Origin of the sequence: Bacillus sp. EAC, from assembly GCF_002156875.1 — a bacterium.
In the GTDB taxonomy this organism is placed as follows: domain Bacteria; phylum Bacillota; class Bacilli; order Bacillales; family Bacillaceae_G; genus Gottfriedia.
Map to the genome: position 1 here is coordinate 65,902 of NZ_NCSY01000012.1, position 18,903 is coordinate 84,804.

Sequence of the window (18,903 nt, forward strand, 5' to 3'; positions counted from 1 at the left end):
TGAAATGAAATTGCAAGGGAAAATAATGTTCAATGCGATGATTTCCTTAGTGTTAGCTATGGGATTAATTATGTACATTATTGTTCAGTTAGCTGGTATGCAGTCTAAAAATAAAGATATTGTACCTGCAATGATGAATATACAGCAACTTAAAAGTTCAATCATTCTTAGCCAGCAAGCTTTAAATAATTTTTCTTTTTCGATGACTGAAAGTAATCATTCGGAAGTTGAGAAACAACTAAAGGATATAGAAAAAGAAGTAAAAGCTCTAAATAAAAGCATAAAATTAATTGAGCAAAAACGATTATTAAATAATATCAACTCAAAATATGAGCTATTAAAGTTAGCTTCTGAAACAGCAATGAACGATAAAAACAGTCCAGAAGTTAAACGTCAATCAATACGAACACTTGGTATTTCAAATGATGTTTACATGTTAGATAAAATAACAACGGAACAATATGATATTCTAACAGAAGATTTAAATAGTAAAATTCGTTTTACATGGTTATTAGCTATCATAGGTGGAGCAGTTTTAACAATAGCTGCTGCAATTTACAGTTATTATATGGCTCGCAAAATTGCTAATCCAATTAAGAGGCTGAGTGGATTGGCTGAAGAAGTAGCAGCTGGAAATTTAGCTGTTGAATTAGTTGATGAAAATGGCAAAGATGAGATTTCTGTTTTAAATCGATCTTTTAAACGCATGATTAATAATCTTCGTGACATCGTTCAGTCAGTAGATAGTTCGGGAGTTAGAGTAGATAATTTAGCGAAAGAAATTGAATCTGATAACGACATGTTAAATGAAATCGTTGATCAGATTGCGTCTTCTACTGAACAATTGACAATTGGAAGTCAAACTATTGCTGATGACCTACAATCTACTGTTTCTGTAGTTGAAGAAATGCAAAGAAACTTTACAGCAACTCTTCAGAATACAAAGTTATCATCTGAATATGGTGAAGCAGCAGTCGCAGCAATCCAACAAGGTCGAAATGCGATGGAAGAACAACAACAGGTTGTAAATGATAATTTGAAAGCAATGTCTGTAATAGAGAAATCTGTACAGCAATTAGTTGAATATGCATCTGAAATAACTGAAATGACTGGCATTGTATCAAATATAGCAAGACAAACTAATCTTCTGGCTTTAAATGCATCAATTGAGGCTGCTAGAGCTGGAGAAGCTGGGAAAGGTTTTGCGGTCGTTGCAGGAGAAGTTAAGAAGTTAGCTGAGCAATCAACCTCTGCAACTACACATATTTTTGATTCAGTTAATCAAATTAAAGATGGAGTTCATAAAGTAAAGAGTTCGGTAAATGAAGGACTAGAATTAGTATCTAGACAAGAAGAAGCAATGGATATCACAGTTAAGTCTTTTCAGCTGAATAGTGAAAAGGTACAACAAATTGCTGAGCAACTTGAAGCTTTAAATAAAGATATGGAAGCATCACAAGAATTAAGTCTAAGAGTAATGGAATCAATTGAAAATATAAGTTCAATTACTGAGGAATCTGCTGCTGGAAGTGAAGAAATAGCAGCTTCTACTGTAGAACAACAAAAGAGCTTCTTAACTGCGAGTGAAAAAGTGAAAGAATTAAGACAAATTGCAGATGAGATGAAAAAGCAATTAGAACAATTTAGATTAAACTAATGTATATTTTATAAATAAGGACTAAAACCTCACTGTATTTTGCAGTGAGGCTTTTAGTTTTCTAGACTACATGATGATTAGAAGTAACTCTGTAAAAGGAAATAGGTAATTGAATCAGTAACATTGCCCAAGCATATTTCATATTTTGTTTGTGAGAGTCTGCATTTTAGTAGGTTCAAATTAAGCGATTGTACTGATCCATTAATGTTTGTTTAGAGTTTTAAAATCGCTTTCAAATATTCTATTTCGGAGGTTTTGAGAATGAATGATTTTCAAAGAGATTTTCAAAGAGAACTTCAACAATTAAATGTTGGAGAATATCAAACTAGTCAAATGGTGCCTTGGGATTATAATCAATATCAAAATGTTGATGCTCGTATGTGCTTTGCCTGTTTCTTTCCTATTTTTAGTTGTTTTGGCTGTGGAGGCTGTGGAGGTTGTGGAGGCTGTTTCCGTTGCGGAGGTTGTGGACGTTGTGGAGGCTGTGGAGGTTGCGGCCGCTGCGGAGGTCACCGTTAAGTGTAATGTACCAAAAAAACAATTAGTTCAACTTAAGTTAACCTCTACAAAATTTATTGTAGGGGTTAACTCTTTAAGATATGACATAAGGGATACTAAAAATACATAGGATTATGTTGAAAGTGTTTATTTAATAATACAACTCACTGAAAAGAGAGGGTTGAGAAGATTGTCAAAATTGAATGCTTCTACACGTTTGAAAGTGAACCGAGATACCTATTTTATACCTGATTCAACTGGAGGTGTGTATTTTCGGAACAATTTAAGTTCATTTCGAATGGAAGGTAGTTCAATTTATCAGTGGATTGAAAAACTAGTGCCAATGTTTAATGGTGAGCACTCATTAGAGGTTTTAACAGATGGTTTGCCAGTTCAATACCGTGATAGGGTCTACGAAATAGGAGAAATACTTTGCAAAAATGGCTTTGCACGAGATGTTAGTAGGGATCGTCCTAGTCAACTGACTGATAATATTCTGAAAAAATATGCATCTCAAATTGAATTTCTAAATAGTTTTGGAGATTCAGGTTCATATCGTTTTGAGACCTATCGACACGCCAAGGTACTAGCAATTGGATCTGGGTCTTTTGCTGTTTCGCTAGTTTCTGCGTTACTCGAGTCTGGATTGCCAAAGTTTCATCTTTTAATAACGGATCGTGCTAGAACCAATAAAAAACGCTTAAAGAAACTCGTGGAAAATGCACGGAAGGTAGATGTTGAGGTTGAGGTCGTCTTAATGGAAAGAGAGCAACTTTCCTTACAAGAAATTGTGTCACCTTTTGACTCAATCTTATACGTTACTGAAGGGAATAATGTTAATGAACTTCGAACGCTTAATTCAATCTGTGTAAAAGAGAAGAAGAGATTCATTCCAGCAATTTGTAACAATAAGGTTGGCATGGCAGGACCGTTAGTGAATTCAAATTCGGACGCATGCTTTGAGTCAGCATGGAGGAGTATTCATCGAAAGATATTGTGTGAGGAAGAAAATTTGCAGCCATTTTCAGCAACCGCCTCTGCGATGTTAGCCAATTTAATCGTTTTCGAATTATTTAAAGATGTTACAAAATCACATGAATCGGAAAAGAATAATCAAATATTTTTAATTAATCAAGAGACATTGGAAGGTAGTTGGCATACTTTCACTCCTCATCCCTTAGTAGCTGAGACGGTAAAAGCTGAATTGGTTCAAGATTTTGAAGTGAGACTAGAACGAAATGCTAGCAGAGGTGAACAGAGTAAGCTGTTGAATTTCATGGGACAATTAACATCGGAGGAAACAGGATTATTTCATATTTGGAGTGAAGGGGAATTAAAGCAATTACCATTGGCGCAATGCCGTATACAAGTAGTAGATCCGTTAGCAGAAGGACCGGTAGACTTGTTATCGAGTACTATTTGCGCAGCTTTGACTCATGAGGAGGCACGAAGAGAAGCAGCTCTAACAGGTATTGAAACGTATGCATCGCGAATAGCCCATAAACTTGTTGAGAAAAGAGTAACTATATCTCCAGGAATGAAAGGTAGTTTAGTAGAACAGAATGAATTTAGTGCCATTGGTGCGGGACAAACTTTTTCAGAGTGTATTTGTAGAGCGTTGCAAAAATGCTTGTCTGAAGAGCTTAACAATCAAAATAGCGATCAATTAAACTCTTTACGGGAAATAAATTTGATAAAAATAAAAGATGAACCTACACAATTCTATTTACAATCTTTAATTACAATACAGGGAATGCCAAAAATTGCATTAGGAGAGGAGTTATTTGGCTTTCCTGTCGTTTGGATCGGAACAAATAGAGGATGGTATAGAAGTGTTGGATTAAGTATAACAATGGCTTTACAGGAAGCATTAAAGCAGGTACTTAAGGAAACACAAAACAATAATACTCAGCAAATATCTAGCGCTCTTGACAATTCATCCGTATTAATAGAAAAAAAGAAAGCAATCGATATTGTTATTCCAGTTTGTAGCGATATTAAAAATGCTGAAACATTAACTTCCGCAATTAATGGATTGAAACAGAATAAAAGGAAAGTTTTAATAACGGAGCTACTGATTGATTTATTTAGTGTAGAGGAACTAGCAGGAGTATATGGTGTCTTGTTACAGGAGGTGAATCCTTCTTGAATTCTACCATTATATTAATAGGAAAAGGTTTATTGGCGGAGTACGTTTCGGAAATACTTTCTAATAAATATCGAGTCATTCAACAGCAAAATATTGAGTTTACCATACCAGAGGAGACTAGCTTGATACTTGTATTGGACGACGCATGGAATCCTAAAGTTCACCAAAAAGCAGTTGAGATTTCACAAACAGTCGATGTGCCAATGATTCGCAGCTGTGTCGCGTTTGGTGAAGGAGTGATTGGTCCATTAATACTTCCTGGAGAATCGGGTTGTTTTGAGTGCGCTGATTTTCGGCGTCTTATGGGTGGACGTGAACGGAGAGAGATGCTGGAAATAAATCAGAGGCTAGTAGAAAATGATGGGGTGCAACAAGACGTATGGGCATCAAGAACTGGGCTTCTACAAATGGCTTACTTACTTGGAGTCGAAGTAGAGAAATTTTTAAATGGTGAGAAAACAAGTTTGGAAAAACGGATATTCTTAATAAATTTGAAATCGTTGAAGAGCTCCAGTCACTCATTTTTACCGAACCCATTATGTCCAGTTTGTGGCCAATTAGCTGACGATTCCTCAACTTCAGCTATCATTTCACTTGAATCCAGTATGAAAATTTCTCCTGGCAATTATCGATGTCGTTCAATGGATGAATTGAAAGATGTGCTAGTCAATGACTATTTAGGCCAACGTACAGGTTTTTTAAACGGAAAAGCATATGATTTAGCTACACCATTTGCAGATGTAGTCGTAAACCTACCTTTAATCCAAGGGGATGAAGGAACAGCAGGTCGTACACTTTCATATGAGGCAAGTGAGTTAACGGCTATATTAGAGGGATTGGAACGATACTGTGGGATTGCACCACGTGGAAAACGAACGGTAATCCACGACAGCTATCGGAACTTAAAGGATCAGGCAATTAATCCTGAAATAGTAGGAACACATTCGAAGGAACAATATGCGTCCTCTGGTTTTCCTTTTAAGCAATTTAATCCGAATCGCAAAATCGATTGGGTTTGGGGTTATTCATTTATGAAGGAAGAGCCAATTCTTGTACCAGAATTGCTATCTTACTACAGCTTAGGATGCGGGAGAGGGTTTGTCTACGAAACTTCAAATGGATGTGCATTAGGAGGTAGTTTGGAAGAAGCTATTTTCTACGGTATTTTAGAAATTGTCGAGCGGGACTCATTTTTGATGACTTGGTATGCCCAGTTGACTCTCCCACGTCTTGATCCAAATTCAGCAAAAGATCAAGAGTTAGAGTTAATGCTCCAACGTATAAGTGCGGTCTGTGGTTATGATATTCATTTGTTTAATTCGACGATGGAGCATGGAATTCCAAGTATAGTAGCGATTGCAACGAATAGGAAGCAAAAAGGGATGAATATCATTTGTGCAGCTGGTGCTCATCTCGATCCTGTAAAAGCAGTAAAAAGTGCGGTTTACGAAATAGCTGGCATGATGTTGACATTGGATAAGAAGTTTGAAGAAAATTACGATAAATGTTTAGAAATGCTACAAGATGCTTCTCTCGTTCGGCAAATGGATGATCATGGAATGTTGTATGGGTTACCACAGGCACAGGAACGTCTGCAGTTTTTATTAGAAGATAATCGCCCTTTAAAAACATTTGATAAAGAATTCAATTGGACTTCGAAACATTCAGATCTGACTGAAGATTTAAAGGATATGCTTAAGGTGTTTAGCCAAAAAAACCTTGATGTAATTGTTGTTAACCAAACTACACCTGAAATTAGAAGAAATGGATTGCATTGTGTAAAGGTTATAATTCCAGGAATGTTACCGATGACATTCGGCCATCACCTTACACGTGTAGCAGGCCTTGAGCGAGTGCTGAAGGTACCTGTGGAAATGGGGTATACAAAGAAACCTCTAACATTAGAACAGCTCAATCCACATCCGCATCCGTTTCCATAGGCGGTGATTAGGAGGTAACCGGATGAGTTTACAATCATTTCTACACAACCTACATTTTGATGTTGAAAGGGCTAACCAATCAAATTGGGAAGTTGATTGGGATGATGCACCACTTACCTATAAGCTATACAAAGGTTTACCTATAATTCCACTATCACTTAATGTGCCATTAACATTAGAAGAACAGGACATAAAAAAGCAGACGAATTTACAAGAAATTGGCCACTTTCTATGGTATGTGTATGGTATAACTCAAATTTGCCAAACAGCCATTCCCTCTGGGTCCATTGAAACTGTTGATCTTATGCAATCAAACCGACGTTTTGTTCCTTCAGGTGGAGCATTATATCCAAATGAATTATACGTTTATCTAAATCGTGAGGATGTACCTTCAGGAGTATACCATTATGATGTAGCACGTCATTGCTTGGTGTTGCTGCGAAAGGGGAATTTTGATTTATTTATTTCAAGAGCGTTAGGTAATCGATGTGATGTTTCAAATTGCATTGGCACTGTTTTTGTATCAACGATGTTTTGGAAAAATTTCTTTAAATACAATAACTTTTCTTATCGGCTCCAAGGGCTAGATGCTGGAGTGTTGAATGGACAAATTTTAGAAATGGCTAAACGATTTGGATTTCAAACGAAAGTATATTTTCAATTTATTGACCGGGCCATCAATAAATTGCTAGGGTTATCCGACGAAGAAGAGAGTGTATACAGTATCATTCCAATATCATTGGAAGATGCATATTTGTTTTCTTATGAGGAGCCAACTGACTTAACTATAAATGCAACGGAATTGTGTAAAGAAATACCAGCGGTTCAGCATAAAAAGATTAGTAAGTCTAAAAAAATCCGTGAATACCCTATGTTAATCAAACTGAATAAAGAATCAAGGATAGATTCCTCACAATTATTTCGCCAATTAAAGGAAAAGGAAAGAATCGATCCTACTGAACAGCTAATAATGCTACCTAAGGTTAGTAGAATTTCGTACGATTTAGCTTTAATTAGTAAAAAAAGATTTTCACCAGATATTGATTTCGTTGCATATAAAGTAAGTCAAGTGAAGCTGGCAACCTTACTTTATGAAGCAACAGCATCATTTACTTATCGAAATGACTTAGATGAACCGCAAGGGAGTATCGGAGGGCGCCCTTCATTGTTTTGTTGTTTGTATAATATAGAAGACATACCAGACGGAGCATATGAGTATGATTACAATACCCATTCTTTACGACCTGCCCAACTCGGAGATCATCGACTTCAATTGCAAAGTGGAACTTCTGGGACGAACGTGAATTTGTTCCAAGTACCTATTTGTTTACATGTAGTTGGAGACAAGGATTATCATAAGTCGGCATTAGAGTATAGGGGATACCGTATTCAGCAGATGGAAGCTGGCATGATGGTACAGCGATTACTTTTAACAGCTTCTGCATTGGGCCTCGGTGGGCACCCACTATTAGGATATAATGTGAAATTGTGTGATGAAATATATCAATTAGATTCAGCACAAAAAACTTGTTTAATTCAGATTCCAATTGGATATTATCGCGATCGTCCTTGTATACAAGGTGGTCTGCATAGTTAGGTGCAGACTTGTTGAAAAAATTTTAAAAAATAGATGTGTGAAGTCAGTTAAGTTAAAATTTTACTATATCAATCTCTATAATTTTAATTATTAATAGCAAACGAGAATACATATCCAAGTATTCTCGTTTTTTTTGTATTCACCTTAATTGCGAGAATAATTAAAAATGCTCTACACATACTAAAAATTAGAGTTAGACTTGACGCGGAGAGAGGATAGGGATGATGGTATATTCTAATGAGAAAAATAGAAATAAGAAACTTTCCGTTTATCAGAACTTTAAATGTACTTTAAAAACAAATTCAGAAATCATACATCATTTATTTCCTACAGCTGACTTGATTGAAAAAGATCTTTATATTGGGGATAAACCGGCTCGATTATTTTTTTTATCAGGATTTATCGATGATCAAAAGATAGATTTATTTATTAATAACTTAAAATCAGATGAAATTGAAATATTCGTTCGCAATAATATGGTTTCGACAAATAAGGTAAATGAGGTTGAGAAGGCAATTTTAGCTGGTAAAAGCATTCTTTTATTTGACGGTGATCCAATTGCTTATGTCTATTCGACAGAAAAAATGCCTCAGCGTAACTTCGCTCCTCCGAGTATAGATAACTCTTTAAAAGGTTCTAAAATAGCTTTTGTTGAGACTGCCAATACAAATATCGCATTACTTAGGAGATTTATTACTAATAAGGATTTAAAAACAAAACAAAAAGAAATTGGGAAGAAAAACAAAAATAGGATTTCAATTATGTACATTGAAGAAGTGGTTGATCAAAAACTATTAACGGCATTAGAGGAGCGAATTACTAATCTAGATGCGGATAAGATCATTAATGCAAATCAACTAGCGCAGTTAATAGAGGAAAATTCATTGTCACCATTTCCTCAAATTTTAACAACAGAGCGTCCTGATGAGGCAGCCACACAACTTTTAATTGGTAGAGTTGTCATAATATTAGATGGTTCTTCAGAAGTTATTGTTTTACCCGCACCATTTCTTGCATTTTTTAAAAGTATTGATGATTATTCATCAAGGACACTCGTTGCTACTTTTACTCGGATTTTAAGATTGGTTGCGATAATGATTACTCTATTTTTACCCGGAATCTATATCGCTATCGTTTCATTTAATTATGAAATTGTACCACTAAAATTACTCGTATCGATTGGAGAATCAAGGGTAAGAGTGCCTTTTGATCCTTTAGTGGAGGCGTTTCTAATGGAAATTACATTGGAATTGCTAAGAGAGGCAGGGATAAGGTTACCATCTCCTATCAGTACAACTGTAGGCGTAGTTGGAGGGATTGTTATTGGACAAGCAGCAGTGCAAGCAGGGATTGTCAGTAATATCATGGTCATTATTGTTGCATTAACTGCCATTTCTTCTTTTATTATTCCAAATTATGAAATGGCATCTAGCATACGGATTATTCGCTTCCCCATTATGGTAATGGCCTCATTGTTTGGAATAGTAGGAATAATAGTCAGTACGATGGTATTAATCATCCATATCTTATCTCTAAAAAGTTTTACCTTATCGTATAGTAGACCATTTTCTCCGGTCATTTTCAATCAATTAATGGATACTGTGGTAAGAGCACCTCTTAATTTCATTTGGCAAACGACTAAAAAAGAGAACAAATAGTTCATTTTGGTAGTGATTGGAGAGGGTTGTAATGCATGTTTCAAAAATTAGAATTAGTTGGCTACAATTTATTCTTATGATTAATAGTATTCAAGTAGGAGTTAGTACTGTTTCTCTTCCAAGGGTGTTGGCAGAAAAGGCAGGAACAAGCAGCTGGATTGCAATTATTTTTGGAGGTATTCTATCAACTATCGGCAGTGTATTGATTGTTAAAGTAAGAGAATACGCTCCTTTCGAAACCTTTCCATCGTTTTTTAATTCGTTTTTTGGGAAGGTAATTGGGAAACTATTTACACTGCTTTTCTCAATTTATTATTTAGTATTCGGATATTTAATACTTATAAGAGCTATTCTTTACGTTAAAACATATCTACTTCAACAAACTGGAATAACTATTTTAGTTATTTTATTATTAATTCCTGCATTGCAATTAGCAATAGGCGATATTAGACTATTAGCAAAATATGTAGAATTTTTATTTCCAATGACTTTATTTACATATTCCATGCTACTGTTTACGCTCAAGGATTCAAATATTCACTATATTTTACCAATTATTAAAGATGGATGGCTTCCAATTTTTAAGGCGATCCCTTTAACTGTCTTTTCATTTTTAGGTATTGAAATTATTTATTTTCTCTATCCGTATTTAGAGAAAAAAGAGAAGGCGATTTCTGGTGTAATTATAGCTAATTTACTCACAACTTGTATGTATTTATTTGTTACGTTTATTTGTTTTGTCGTATATAGTCCAGATGAAATTCTATATATTTTTGATCCAGTCTTAGCGATCTTAAATGTTCTTGAATTCCAATATGTAGAAAGATTGGATGTTGTTATTATTGCTTTCGCTATTATTAATATTTCAACAACTTGGATACCGTTTTTCTGGTTTGGGTTACAAGGGGTATCAGAAGTATTTCAAGTGAAAAAGTTCATATTTATGGTTCTTAGTATTTATCTACTATTTATCATTGTTAGCAATTTTTTCACTCCTACTTTTACCAATAATCAGGTTGGAATTAAGTATATCTCAAATATTGGAATGTATATAATTATCTCTCTACCAATTGTTTTATGGATATGTCACAAATTAAAAAGTAAATTTTTATTAAGGTGATGAGTAATCTTGAGGAAAACACTTTTATGTCTACTTAGTATCTTTTTAATCATTACGAACGCTGGTTGCAATGATAAGCTTAATATTGAAGATTTAACTATGGCATTGCTTATAGGTATAGATATTAATGATAAAGATGAAGTTGAAATGTATATTGCTAGTCCGGTTTTTAGTGAAGATGCAAAAGAAAAAAGTGAGCAGTTTAAGGTGACAAGCGTATCAATAAGGGAAGCAAGGAACTATTTTGATCGTGTGGCAATTGGGATGACAACAGGTGGGAAAGTACAGTCCATTTTAATAGGTTCGAAGGTTATAGAGCATGAGGAATGGACTTCAGTACTAGACCTATTATTTCGAGATTCAAAAACGAGGCAAAATGCACAAATGGTTGTTGTAAATGGGAAAGTTTCTGACATATTAAATTTCAGTCCAAAAAATAAGCCAAGGTTAACATTCTTTTTACCTCAATTGGTTGATACAGCTAATGAAAGAAATGTTGCCTTTCGAACGTCAATAAAGAAATACAATCAACAAAATATTGATAAAGGGATTACGCCATTTCTTCCAGAATTAACGTTAAAAGAAGATTTGCAAATAACTGGGACAGTTTTATTAGATGATAAGAACGTCTATAAACGGACGCTTTCCTTATATGAAACACAGTTGCTGAAAATCTTAAATGGTGATTTAGAAGGCCAATTATCAATGACAATGCCCATCGATGTAAATACAGGTGGAACTAAACTATTTCCAAAAAATCGTGTAAGTTTTTATGTGCAAAAAATTAAAAAGAAGATTCATAAAAAATATTCAGATGGTCACTATCAGTTTGATATAAAATTAAAGATACCTATTGAAATTACAGAATCGCCGGTAGCCCTTAAAAATAAGGAAGCAAATTCGGTCGAAAAAAAAATTGAAGATAAATTACAAAATGATTTAAAGGATTTTATTAACTCTCTACAGCAAGAGAATGTGGATCCGGTTGGTTTTGGAGTATTAGCTAGATCTTTTAAATACAATCAATGGAAAAAAGTAGAGAATAACTGGGTAAAAGCATTTCAACAGTCAAAAGTTAAGTTAAATGTAAAAATCATAATCACAGATAGAGGTAACATAATATAAAATGAAATTTTGAGCCTTTAAGGCTCTTTTTTTTTGCCTCAAGTTAAAAAAAATGTCAGATTTTAAAACTTTTTGTATAATTAAATCGTCTAATATAGTAGATTAGTATTTATTTGAACAGAAATTAAAACTAAAAAAACTACCAAAAAATGTACGTGTAATCGTACGAAGGGAGAAATGAACTTGTCTAGAATAAGAAAACATCGTAGAAGAAAACCTATTCTGGGTCTAGCAATAGCATCTATTTTAATAGTAGGCGTGGCAAGTACAATTAACTATCAACATAAAAATAAAGAAGAAATTGTTATTAAGAAAAATAACAAAGTAAAAACAGACATCATAAAAAACGATAATCTACTGCATTTTCCAGATTACTATAAAACAACGCAGAAAGATGAATCAGGATTACTAGAAGTATTAAATGTGGATTCAAATTTAGTTTTAGTAAATAAAGATAGGAAGCTGCCAGATGGTTATGAACCTAATGATTTAGTATATCCATCAATCCCATTAAATGGAGCAGTAAAAGAGAAAACAAGAATGCGAAGTGAAGCTGCAAAAGCCTTAGAAAAGTTATTTGCTGGGGCTTCTGCAGATGGTTATACATTAACTGCAATTTCTGCCTATCGTTCTTATGATCGCCAAGTTACTTTATACAATAACTATATTGCAACCCAAGGTGAAGAATGGACAAAGGCGTATAGTGCATTTCCTGGTACAAGTGAGCATCAGACTGGTCTTTCAATAGATGTTTCTTCACCAGCATTTGGGAATGCATTAGAAGTAGAGTTTGCTGAAACAGCTGAAGGTAAATGGTTAGCAGAACACGCACATGATTATGGATTTATTATTCGATATCCTGAAAATAAACAAGATATAACTAAGTATCATTATGAGCCTTGGCATATAAGGTATATCGGAAAAGAGTATGCTACTTATTTATATAAAAATGATCTTGCATTGGAAGAAGCTATGCCTGCAATAGATAATTAAAAAGAAGAAAAGCATGTCACCTAAATGGGACATGCTTTTTTGTAATTAATGATTAATCATTAATTGTGCTAGTTTTAATGCATTACCTGTTTGTTTTAATTTAACATAGTAATTAAATAATTCTTTTTTTGAACGTTTAATTAAATAGACAAAGCCCAATTTTTTAAATAAAGGTAATGATTGCTCAGATAAGTATTGATGGTAATCATGCTCTTTATTTTTAATTAAAAAATCTAATAAAGTAAATAAATTTATATATAGCTGATCATTTTTATTTTTAGCTTTTTCGAGACCTTCATTTGCAAGTAGAAATAATTCATCTTCACCTAACAGTTTTCCGAAAAATGAACTTGAGATATAACCCTCTAAAGAAAGTAAATATGGATTTGATTCATTGTCTTTTAACTGCATTGATTCATAATAATATTTACTTGCCAAATCGTAATTTTTTTTCCTGAAATACTCAAATGCTAAATTATGTAATACCCTTGCTTTTCGTTCAGTGGATTTACATAAATCACAGCTATGAATTAAGTTTTCAAAACCTTTTATGGTTTCTGTAAACTCTCCGTCATCTTTTAACTGTATTAACATGAGCATCTCGGCATCAATTACTCGAAGATAGCTATTAGTATTTTTAAAAAATTGCTTTGCTTTATCAGCATAAAAATATGCCAAGACTGGTTGTTCATGTGAGTGATAAGCAACTGCTAGATGATAGTAATGTTCATCATTTGTATATTCCCTATCGTTTATAGTTTTTAATGATTGAATAGCTTTTAAATGCTCGTGTTTCGCTAAATAGTAGATACCTAATACATGACGTAAAAGATTCGTTTCATACGGTGATAATTTATGTTCAATTTTTTTAATTTCATTTAAAAAAGTAAATGATTCTTCTACTAAATTATGCATTAGTAAATACCTTATTCGAAGCAATTTATAAAGATTCGCATTGTTTGAGATTTGAATTAACTCTTCGTTCAATAGTTCATTATTAATAAGGTCCATTTCTTCATAAAGTTGCATAATAATCACATTTTGCCACTGGTCTAAACGTTTATTAATATTATTAAGCTTCATTAGTTCATGTTCCATGTTAATGCCAAGTCGAGCAGATAATAGTGTCATAATTTCTGGTGCATACTCGGTTTGTAAACGTTCAATTTTACTAATGTGAGTACCAGAGCAAATCCCTTTACCTAACTGTTCTTGCGTCATTTGATATTTTTCTCTATAAAATTTAATGATTTTCCCCTCATTCATAACGAATTTCTCCTTTTAGAAAAACTTTTATTTAAGTTCGAATTACAGAAAACCAATATTCCCCCAAGTTTAACATTGTATTTCTAATAAACATTTAATAATTGTAATGCATAAGTAATTAAGCTTTTAGATATGTTGCAAAATTCTAAAAAATTCACGACTTATTGACAATTTTCACAAAAAAATTGTCGGAACATGTCCGATTGATTGAGCTAATTAATAAGAGATTCCCCCAATTTACCGTTTATGGAAGCTAAAGTAAAATAATAATTAGTAGAGTTTTCAAATTATTCACACTCTAATTTTATACTATTTTATATTAAGGAGGAATGAAATAAAATAAGGTATTTTTAACCATTTTTTAATTTGTAATCTAGTAATCTAATCTATTTAAATATGTAATAGTTTACTAAATTATTTAATTTAATCACTTTAGCCTAAATAAAGTTTGTAGAAGGAGCGTTTTTGGATGAAGAATAAAAAAAATAAGTTTCTAAATGTTATGGTTACTGGCGTATTAGCTTCAAGTTTTTTAACGACTTATTTAATGCCTCAACAAAAATCTTATGCTATTTCAAACTCTGCAGAATCGATCTTAAAAGGACTAACAGATGAGCAAAAACAGTCTATTAAGCGATTAACTCCACAAGAAGGCTTTATTATAGATCCAAGTTTATTATCATTAAAGGATAAGAACGCGCATGTAATTGTTGAACTAAAAACATCACCAGTTGAAGTGAATCAACAATTGAAGTCAAAAGGAATACCTAAAGATCAAAAACAAAAGATAAGAGGAGAACAAGCATTTTTTAAAGAGCGTTTAACGCAACTACTAGAAGAGAAGGCATCTAAGCAGGAATCAACTCAAAAATTTGATGAAAATGCCTCTACATTTAATATTAAACATACCTATGAAAATACATTTAATGGTATGGCAATGACGATTCCAACGAATCAAATTAATACACTTCTTCAAACTGGTGTCGTAAAACGAATTTGGAAAGATAATGAAGTTCGTTTGCCAAAAAATGAACTAATTACACAGAATATAACAACTGGAAAATCCATCCCACCAGCTCTTCCACATTTAGGTGTAGATAGATTACATAATGAAGATATAAAAGGTCAAGGCATAAAAGTAGGTGTACTTGATACTGGAATTGACTATAATCACCCTGACTTAAAAGACTCTTATAAAGGTGGGTATGATTTTGTTGATAATGATAGTGATCCAATGGAATCAACACCTGCAGATCAAAAAGCATCAGGAATGCCTGAATTTATAGATGGTAATCCATATGTAACTGAACATGGTACACATGTTGCAGGAACAATCGCATCAAACCCAAAAAATGATGTGGACTATGCGATGACAGGTGTAGCTCCAAATGTAGAATTATATTCTTACCGAGTTTTAGGTCCTTATGGTTCAGGTTCGGATTCAGGGGTTATTGCAGGGATTGAGAAAGCTGTAGAAGATGGAATGAATGTCATAAATTTATCTTTAGGAAATGGTAACAATAATTCGCTGGATGCCACTTCTGTTGCAATCAATAATGCAGCTTTACAAGGTGTAGTACCAGTTATAGCAGGGGGTAATGCTGGACCTACTTCTGGTACAATCGGTTCGCCAGGGGCATCTCCACTAGCGATTACTGTTGGTGCAAGTGATGTGCCAACTGATATACCAACTGTGAAAACTAGTTTAGGTAAGACCTCGGTCCAAAATTCATTAATGGGACACGGACTAGGTAAAGATTATTTAAACGTTATTGATAAAGAATATAATGTTGTAAATGTTGGGATTGGTACAGAAGAGGATTACACAGGGAAAGATTTAAACGGCAAAGTAGCGTTAATCTCTCGCGGTACGTTAACGTTTGATGAAAAAATCCGACGTGCTGCAGAAAAAGGTGCAGCAGCAATATTACTCTATAATAACGTTGATGGAGACATTCCATATTTCTTAGGTGAAAATTCCGGTTATGTCCCGACATTTAAAATGAAAACAGATGAGGGAACTCAACTTGTAAATGAATTAAATGCAAATCCGAATGCTACAGTGAAAATTTCTGATTTACAGTCAAACATGACTACCGGAGATGAATTAGCAGATTTTAGTTCAAGAGGGCCAGTGAATAATAACTTTGATATTAAGCCGGATGTAGTTGCTCCGGGTGTATCTACACTTTCAACTGTACCTGAGTATATCAATAACCCTCAAGATGGAATTGATTATACAAATAGCTATGCTAGTTTAAGTGGGACTTCAATGGCTACTCCACATGTTGCTGGAGTTGCAGCACTATTGTTACAATCTCATCCAAATTATACAGTTGCTGATGTAAAAGCAGCTCTAATGAATACAGCTGACCCACTTAAAGGAAGAACTTACAATGTAAATGAAGTTGGGGCTGGACGTGTGGATGCTTATGAAGCAGTTCATAATTCAACTTTAATAGAAGTGCAAAATAAAACAATCACACTTGACGAAAATGGTTTCAAAAAGCAAATCGATGATATTTCTGGCTCAATTCCATTTGGAAGTATTTCACAATCAAGTGGTGATCAAAGTAGAACAACTTCGATTAATATTAAAAATTCAAGTAATGTGAAAGAAACATATCATACTAGTGTAGAGTTTTTAACGATCGATGGAGTATCAAAAAATGCTAGTAAGAATGGTGTCACTCTTCAATTACCATCTACTATTGAGGTAAATGGAAATGAGAGTAAAAGTATTGATTCAAAATTAGTGATTCCAAGTAATGCTGAATTCGGTATATACGAAGGATATGTTCACATTGAAAACGAATCGAAAACTGCAGAGTATCAAATTCCTTTCCATGTCCGTTATTCTACTAATGGTTTTGAAAAGGTAGAATTTTATAAACATGCAGTAACAAATGATCTAAGTAACTATCACCCGTATATCGAACCATTTACACCTGTAACTTTTAAATTAAATAGTGAAATGAAATCGATGGATGTAATCGTTAGCGATTTAAAGGGTAAACCAATCGGGTTATATGGAACGTTTGATATGGATGGAGTTAGTGTTGATACTGAATACATGATATTCTTTGGTTTCACTGGTGATGTAAAGCTATTTACTGGCGATCCAAATAAACCTTTATCACTTGAGTATGAAAAACTTCCAGAAGGTAAGTATATTGTTTCATATGTTGGTACTGGGGTAGATGGAAAAACGTATAAAGTAGATAATGATATGGTAATTGATAATACTGCTCCGACTGTAGTATTTGATAAGAAATACGGAATAAATGAAATTTCTAGTGAAGATTTAACAACTGAGAATAATCCAATGGATGGACAGGATTACAAAGCATACTGGGTACACGGGAATATTCATGATGATACGATTGACTATTTGAAGAGTAGAGGACATAACATTACGCAGGAAGCAAATACAGTATATGCTTATCAAGATTCGTTTTGGCCAACAGCTCAATTTTTCCCAACAGCTAATGGTGACTTCAAATTTGGAGTATTACCGGAAGAATATGCAAATTACCCTACAAATATAGCAATTTACACGTATGATCTTGCAACTGCAGGAAATCCGACTTTCCCAGAATTTACGATTATAAATAAAGGCGATAAATTTGCAACAGTTAATACGAATACAAAAGGAGTAACTCTTGGTTCTGAGTTTGTTAATACATTTATGGTTAATAACGCAAATGACTTAACAAGTGCTAGTATTTCAATCGATATTCCACATTTTTATAAAGTTGACGGTGTTAAGGCATCAAAACAGTTAGAGGATTTAGCGAAGAAGAATAACTGGACGATACGTGTTGCAAAACCACAAATAACAGCTGGCTATTGGTCTGATCTTTCTACATTTTCTGTAGATATATCAGACAAAAAGACGAAATTACCAGTTTCAATTAATGGTGATATGAATTTATTAGATATTAATCTAAAAGTTATTGATGACCTTAACTATTCTGTACAGAGTGGATTCTATTATCAAGAATCATCTTATATAACAAATGATGGCACTAAGTTGGCATTACCTACTTACGCTGATAAATTTAAATTCATTTCTCAGCACTCTATGTTAGAAGGATATTATCATGGCGAAGCAGTTAATTTAGATAATTATGATCTAGATTATTCAAAGATTGGTACAAAAGCGTATGTAGTTGATAAAAAAGGTAAGAAATATAATGCTTCAATTCAAGAAAATGGTTGGATGACGATTGATGATATTCCTGCAACTGCAGATGATTACTCTTTAGTAATTAGTATTCCAGGGCATTTCTTATACACTAAAAAAATCAAATTAAGTAGAACGATTGATGGAGTAGTACAAGGGATGTACTACGACTTGTATCCGGATACTGCTGCTGCAGGTGATGTAAATGGAGATAATGTAATCGATATTTATGATGCGAAGCTTGTTGCAGATAGTGCAGGAGATACAGGAGATAAATTAAAAGCGGATCTTAATAAAGATGGAGTTGTGGATATTGTAGACTTCAACTATGTTGAAAAGAATTTTATGACAATCAATCCATATTTCCCAACTTCGATTAAACCAGTTGAAAAAACTAGTAAACTAACGTTGGAACAATTGAAAAAAAGTTTCGAATAAATAAAGAGGTGCCTTTGAATGAACTGCACCCCAATTGTTAGACACAACTAACAATTGGAGGTGCATTTTTTGTGACCAAAATTTCACTAGATCAAAAATTAATAGCTATTCATAAATATCTTGATGGTCATGGTTCATATGATTCTATCGGTAAATCTATTGGTGTACGAAAAAGAATCGTACAAACTTGGGTAGCTTTCTATAATGAATATGGCGTAGATGGTTTAACTTCTACATATACAAACTATTCGATAGAGTTTAAAATGGACGTATTAA

The 18,903-nt window shown here is 33.6% G+C and carries 12 protein-coding genes; 11 read left to right on the forward strand and 1 reads right to left on the reverse strand.

Annotated elements, in window-relative coordinates; genetic code table 11:
• The first annotated feature begins 4 nt into the window (after positions 1-4).
• The 9 genes from B7R65_RS18050 (at position 5) to B7R65_RS18090 (ending at position 12,737) form a co-directional block, all read left to right on the forward strand.
• Positions 5-1,657 carry a methyl-accepting chemotaxis protein gene (locus tag B7R65_RS18050; protein WP_088044236.1) on the forward strand — a complete coding sequence of 551 codons (1,653 nt, stop codon included), beginning with the start codon at positions 5-7 and terminating at the stop codon, positions 1,655-1,657.
• A gap of 261 nt (positions 1,658-1,918) precedes the next feature.
• A complete protein-coding gene (locus B7R65_RS18055; protein WP_088044237.1) occupies positions 1,919-2,176 on the forward strand; it encodes a heterocycloanthracin/sonorensin family bacteriocin in 258 nt (85 codons plus the stop codon).
• A gap of 169 nt (positions 2,177-2,345) precedes the next feature.
• Complete coding sequence (locus B7R65_RS18060) at positions 2,346-4,304, forward strand: putative thiazole-containing bacteriocin maturation protein (protein WP_088044238.1); 1,959 nt, start codon at positions 2,346-2,348, stop codon at positions 4,302-4,304.
• Complete coding sequence (locus tag B7R65_RS18065) at positions 4,301-6,244, forward strand: TOMM precursor leader peptide-binding protein (RefSeq protein WP_088044239.1); 1,944 nt, start codon at positions 4,301-4,303, stop codon at positions 6,242-6,244. The genes B7R65_RS18060 and B7R65_RS18065 overlap by 4 nt, the downstream gene beginning before the upstream one ends.
• A 22-nt stretch (positions 6,245-6,266) precedes the next feature.
• A complete protein-coding gene (locus tag B7R65_RS18070) occupies positions 6,267-7,841 on the forward strand; it encodes a SagB family peptide dehydrogenase (protein WP_088044240.1) in 1,575 nt (524 codons plus the stop codon).
• Between the two features lie 224 nt (positions 7,842-8,065).
• Positions 8,066-9,499, forward strand: a complete 1,434-nt coding sequence (locus B7R65_RS18075) for a spore germination protein (protein ID WP_179194917.1) — start codon at positions 8,066-8,068, stop codon at positions 9,497-9,499.
• A gap of 31 nt (positions 9,500-9,530) precedes the next feature.
• Positions 9,531-10,619 (forward strand): GerAB/ArcD/ProY family transporter, encoded by a 1,089-nt coding sequence (locus B7R65_RS18080; protein WP_088044242.1) that lies wholly within the window; start codon positions 9,531-9,533, stop codon positions 10,617-10,619.
• A 9-nt stretch (positions 10,620-10,628) separates the two neighbouring features.
• A complete protein-coding gene (locus B7R65_RS18085) occupies positions 10,629-11,744 on the forward strand; it encodes a Ger(x)C family spore germination protein (RefSeq protein WP_179194918.1) in 1,116 nt (371 codons plus the stop codon).
• A gap of 183 nt (positions 11,745-11,927) precedes the next feature.
• Complete coding sequence (locus B7R65_RS18090; RefSeq protein WP_256941401.1) at positions 11,928-12,737, forward strand: M15 family metallopeptidase; 810 nt, start codon at positions 11,928-11,930, stop codon at positions 12,735-12,737.
• Positions 12,738-12,782: 45 nt separating this feature from the next.
• Here the strand turns inward: B7R65_RS18090 and B7R65_RS18095 are convergent, their stop codons facing one another.
• Positions 12,783-14,003, reverse strand: coding sequence for a helix-turn-helix domain-containing protein (locus B7R65_RS18095; RefSeq protein WP_088044245.1), 1,221 nt, complete (start codon positions 14,001-14,003; stop codon positions 12,783-12,785).
• Positions 14,004-14,472: 469 nt separating this feature from the next.
• On the opposite strand from B7R65_RS18095, the gene B7R65_RS18100 reads away from it, so the two are divergent.
• A complete protein-coding gene (locus B7R65_RS18100; protein ID WP_088044246.1) occupies positions 14,473-18,627 on the forward strand; it encodes a S8 family serine peptidase in 4,155 nt (1,384 codons plus the stop codon).
• Positions 18,628-18,698: 71 nt separating this feature from the next.
• A partial coding sequence (locus B7R65_RS18105; RefSeq protein WP_142288277.1) for a helix-turn-helix domain-containing protein occupies positions 18,699-18,903 on the forward strand: 205 nt, incomplete at its 3' end.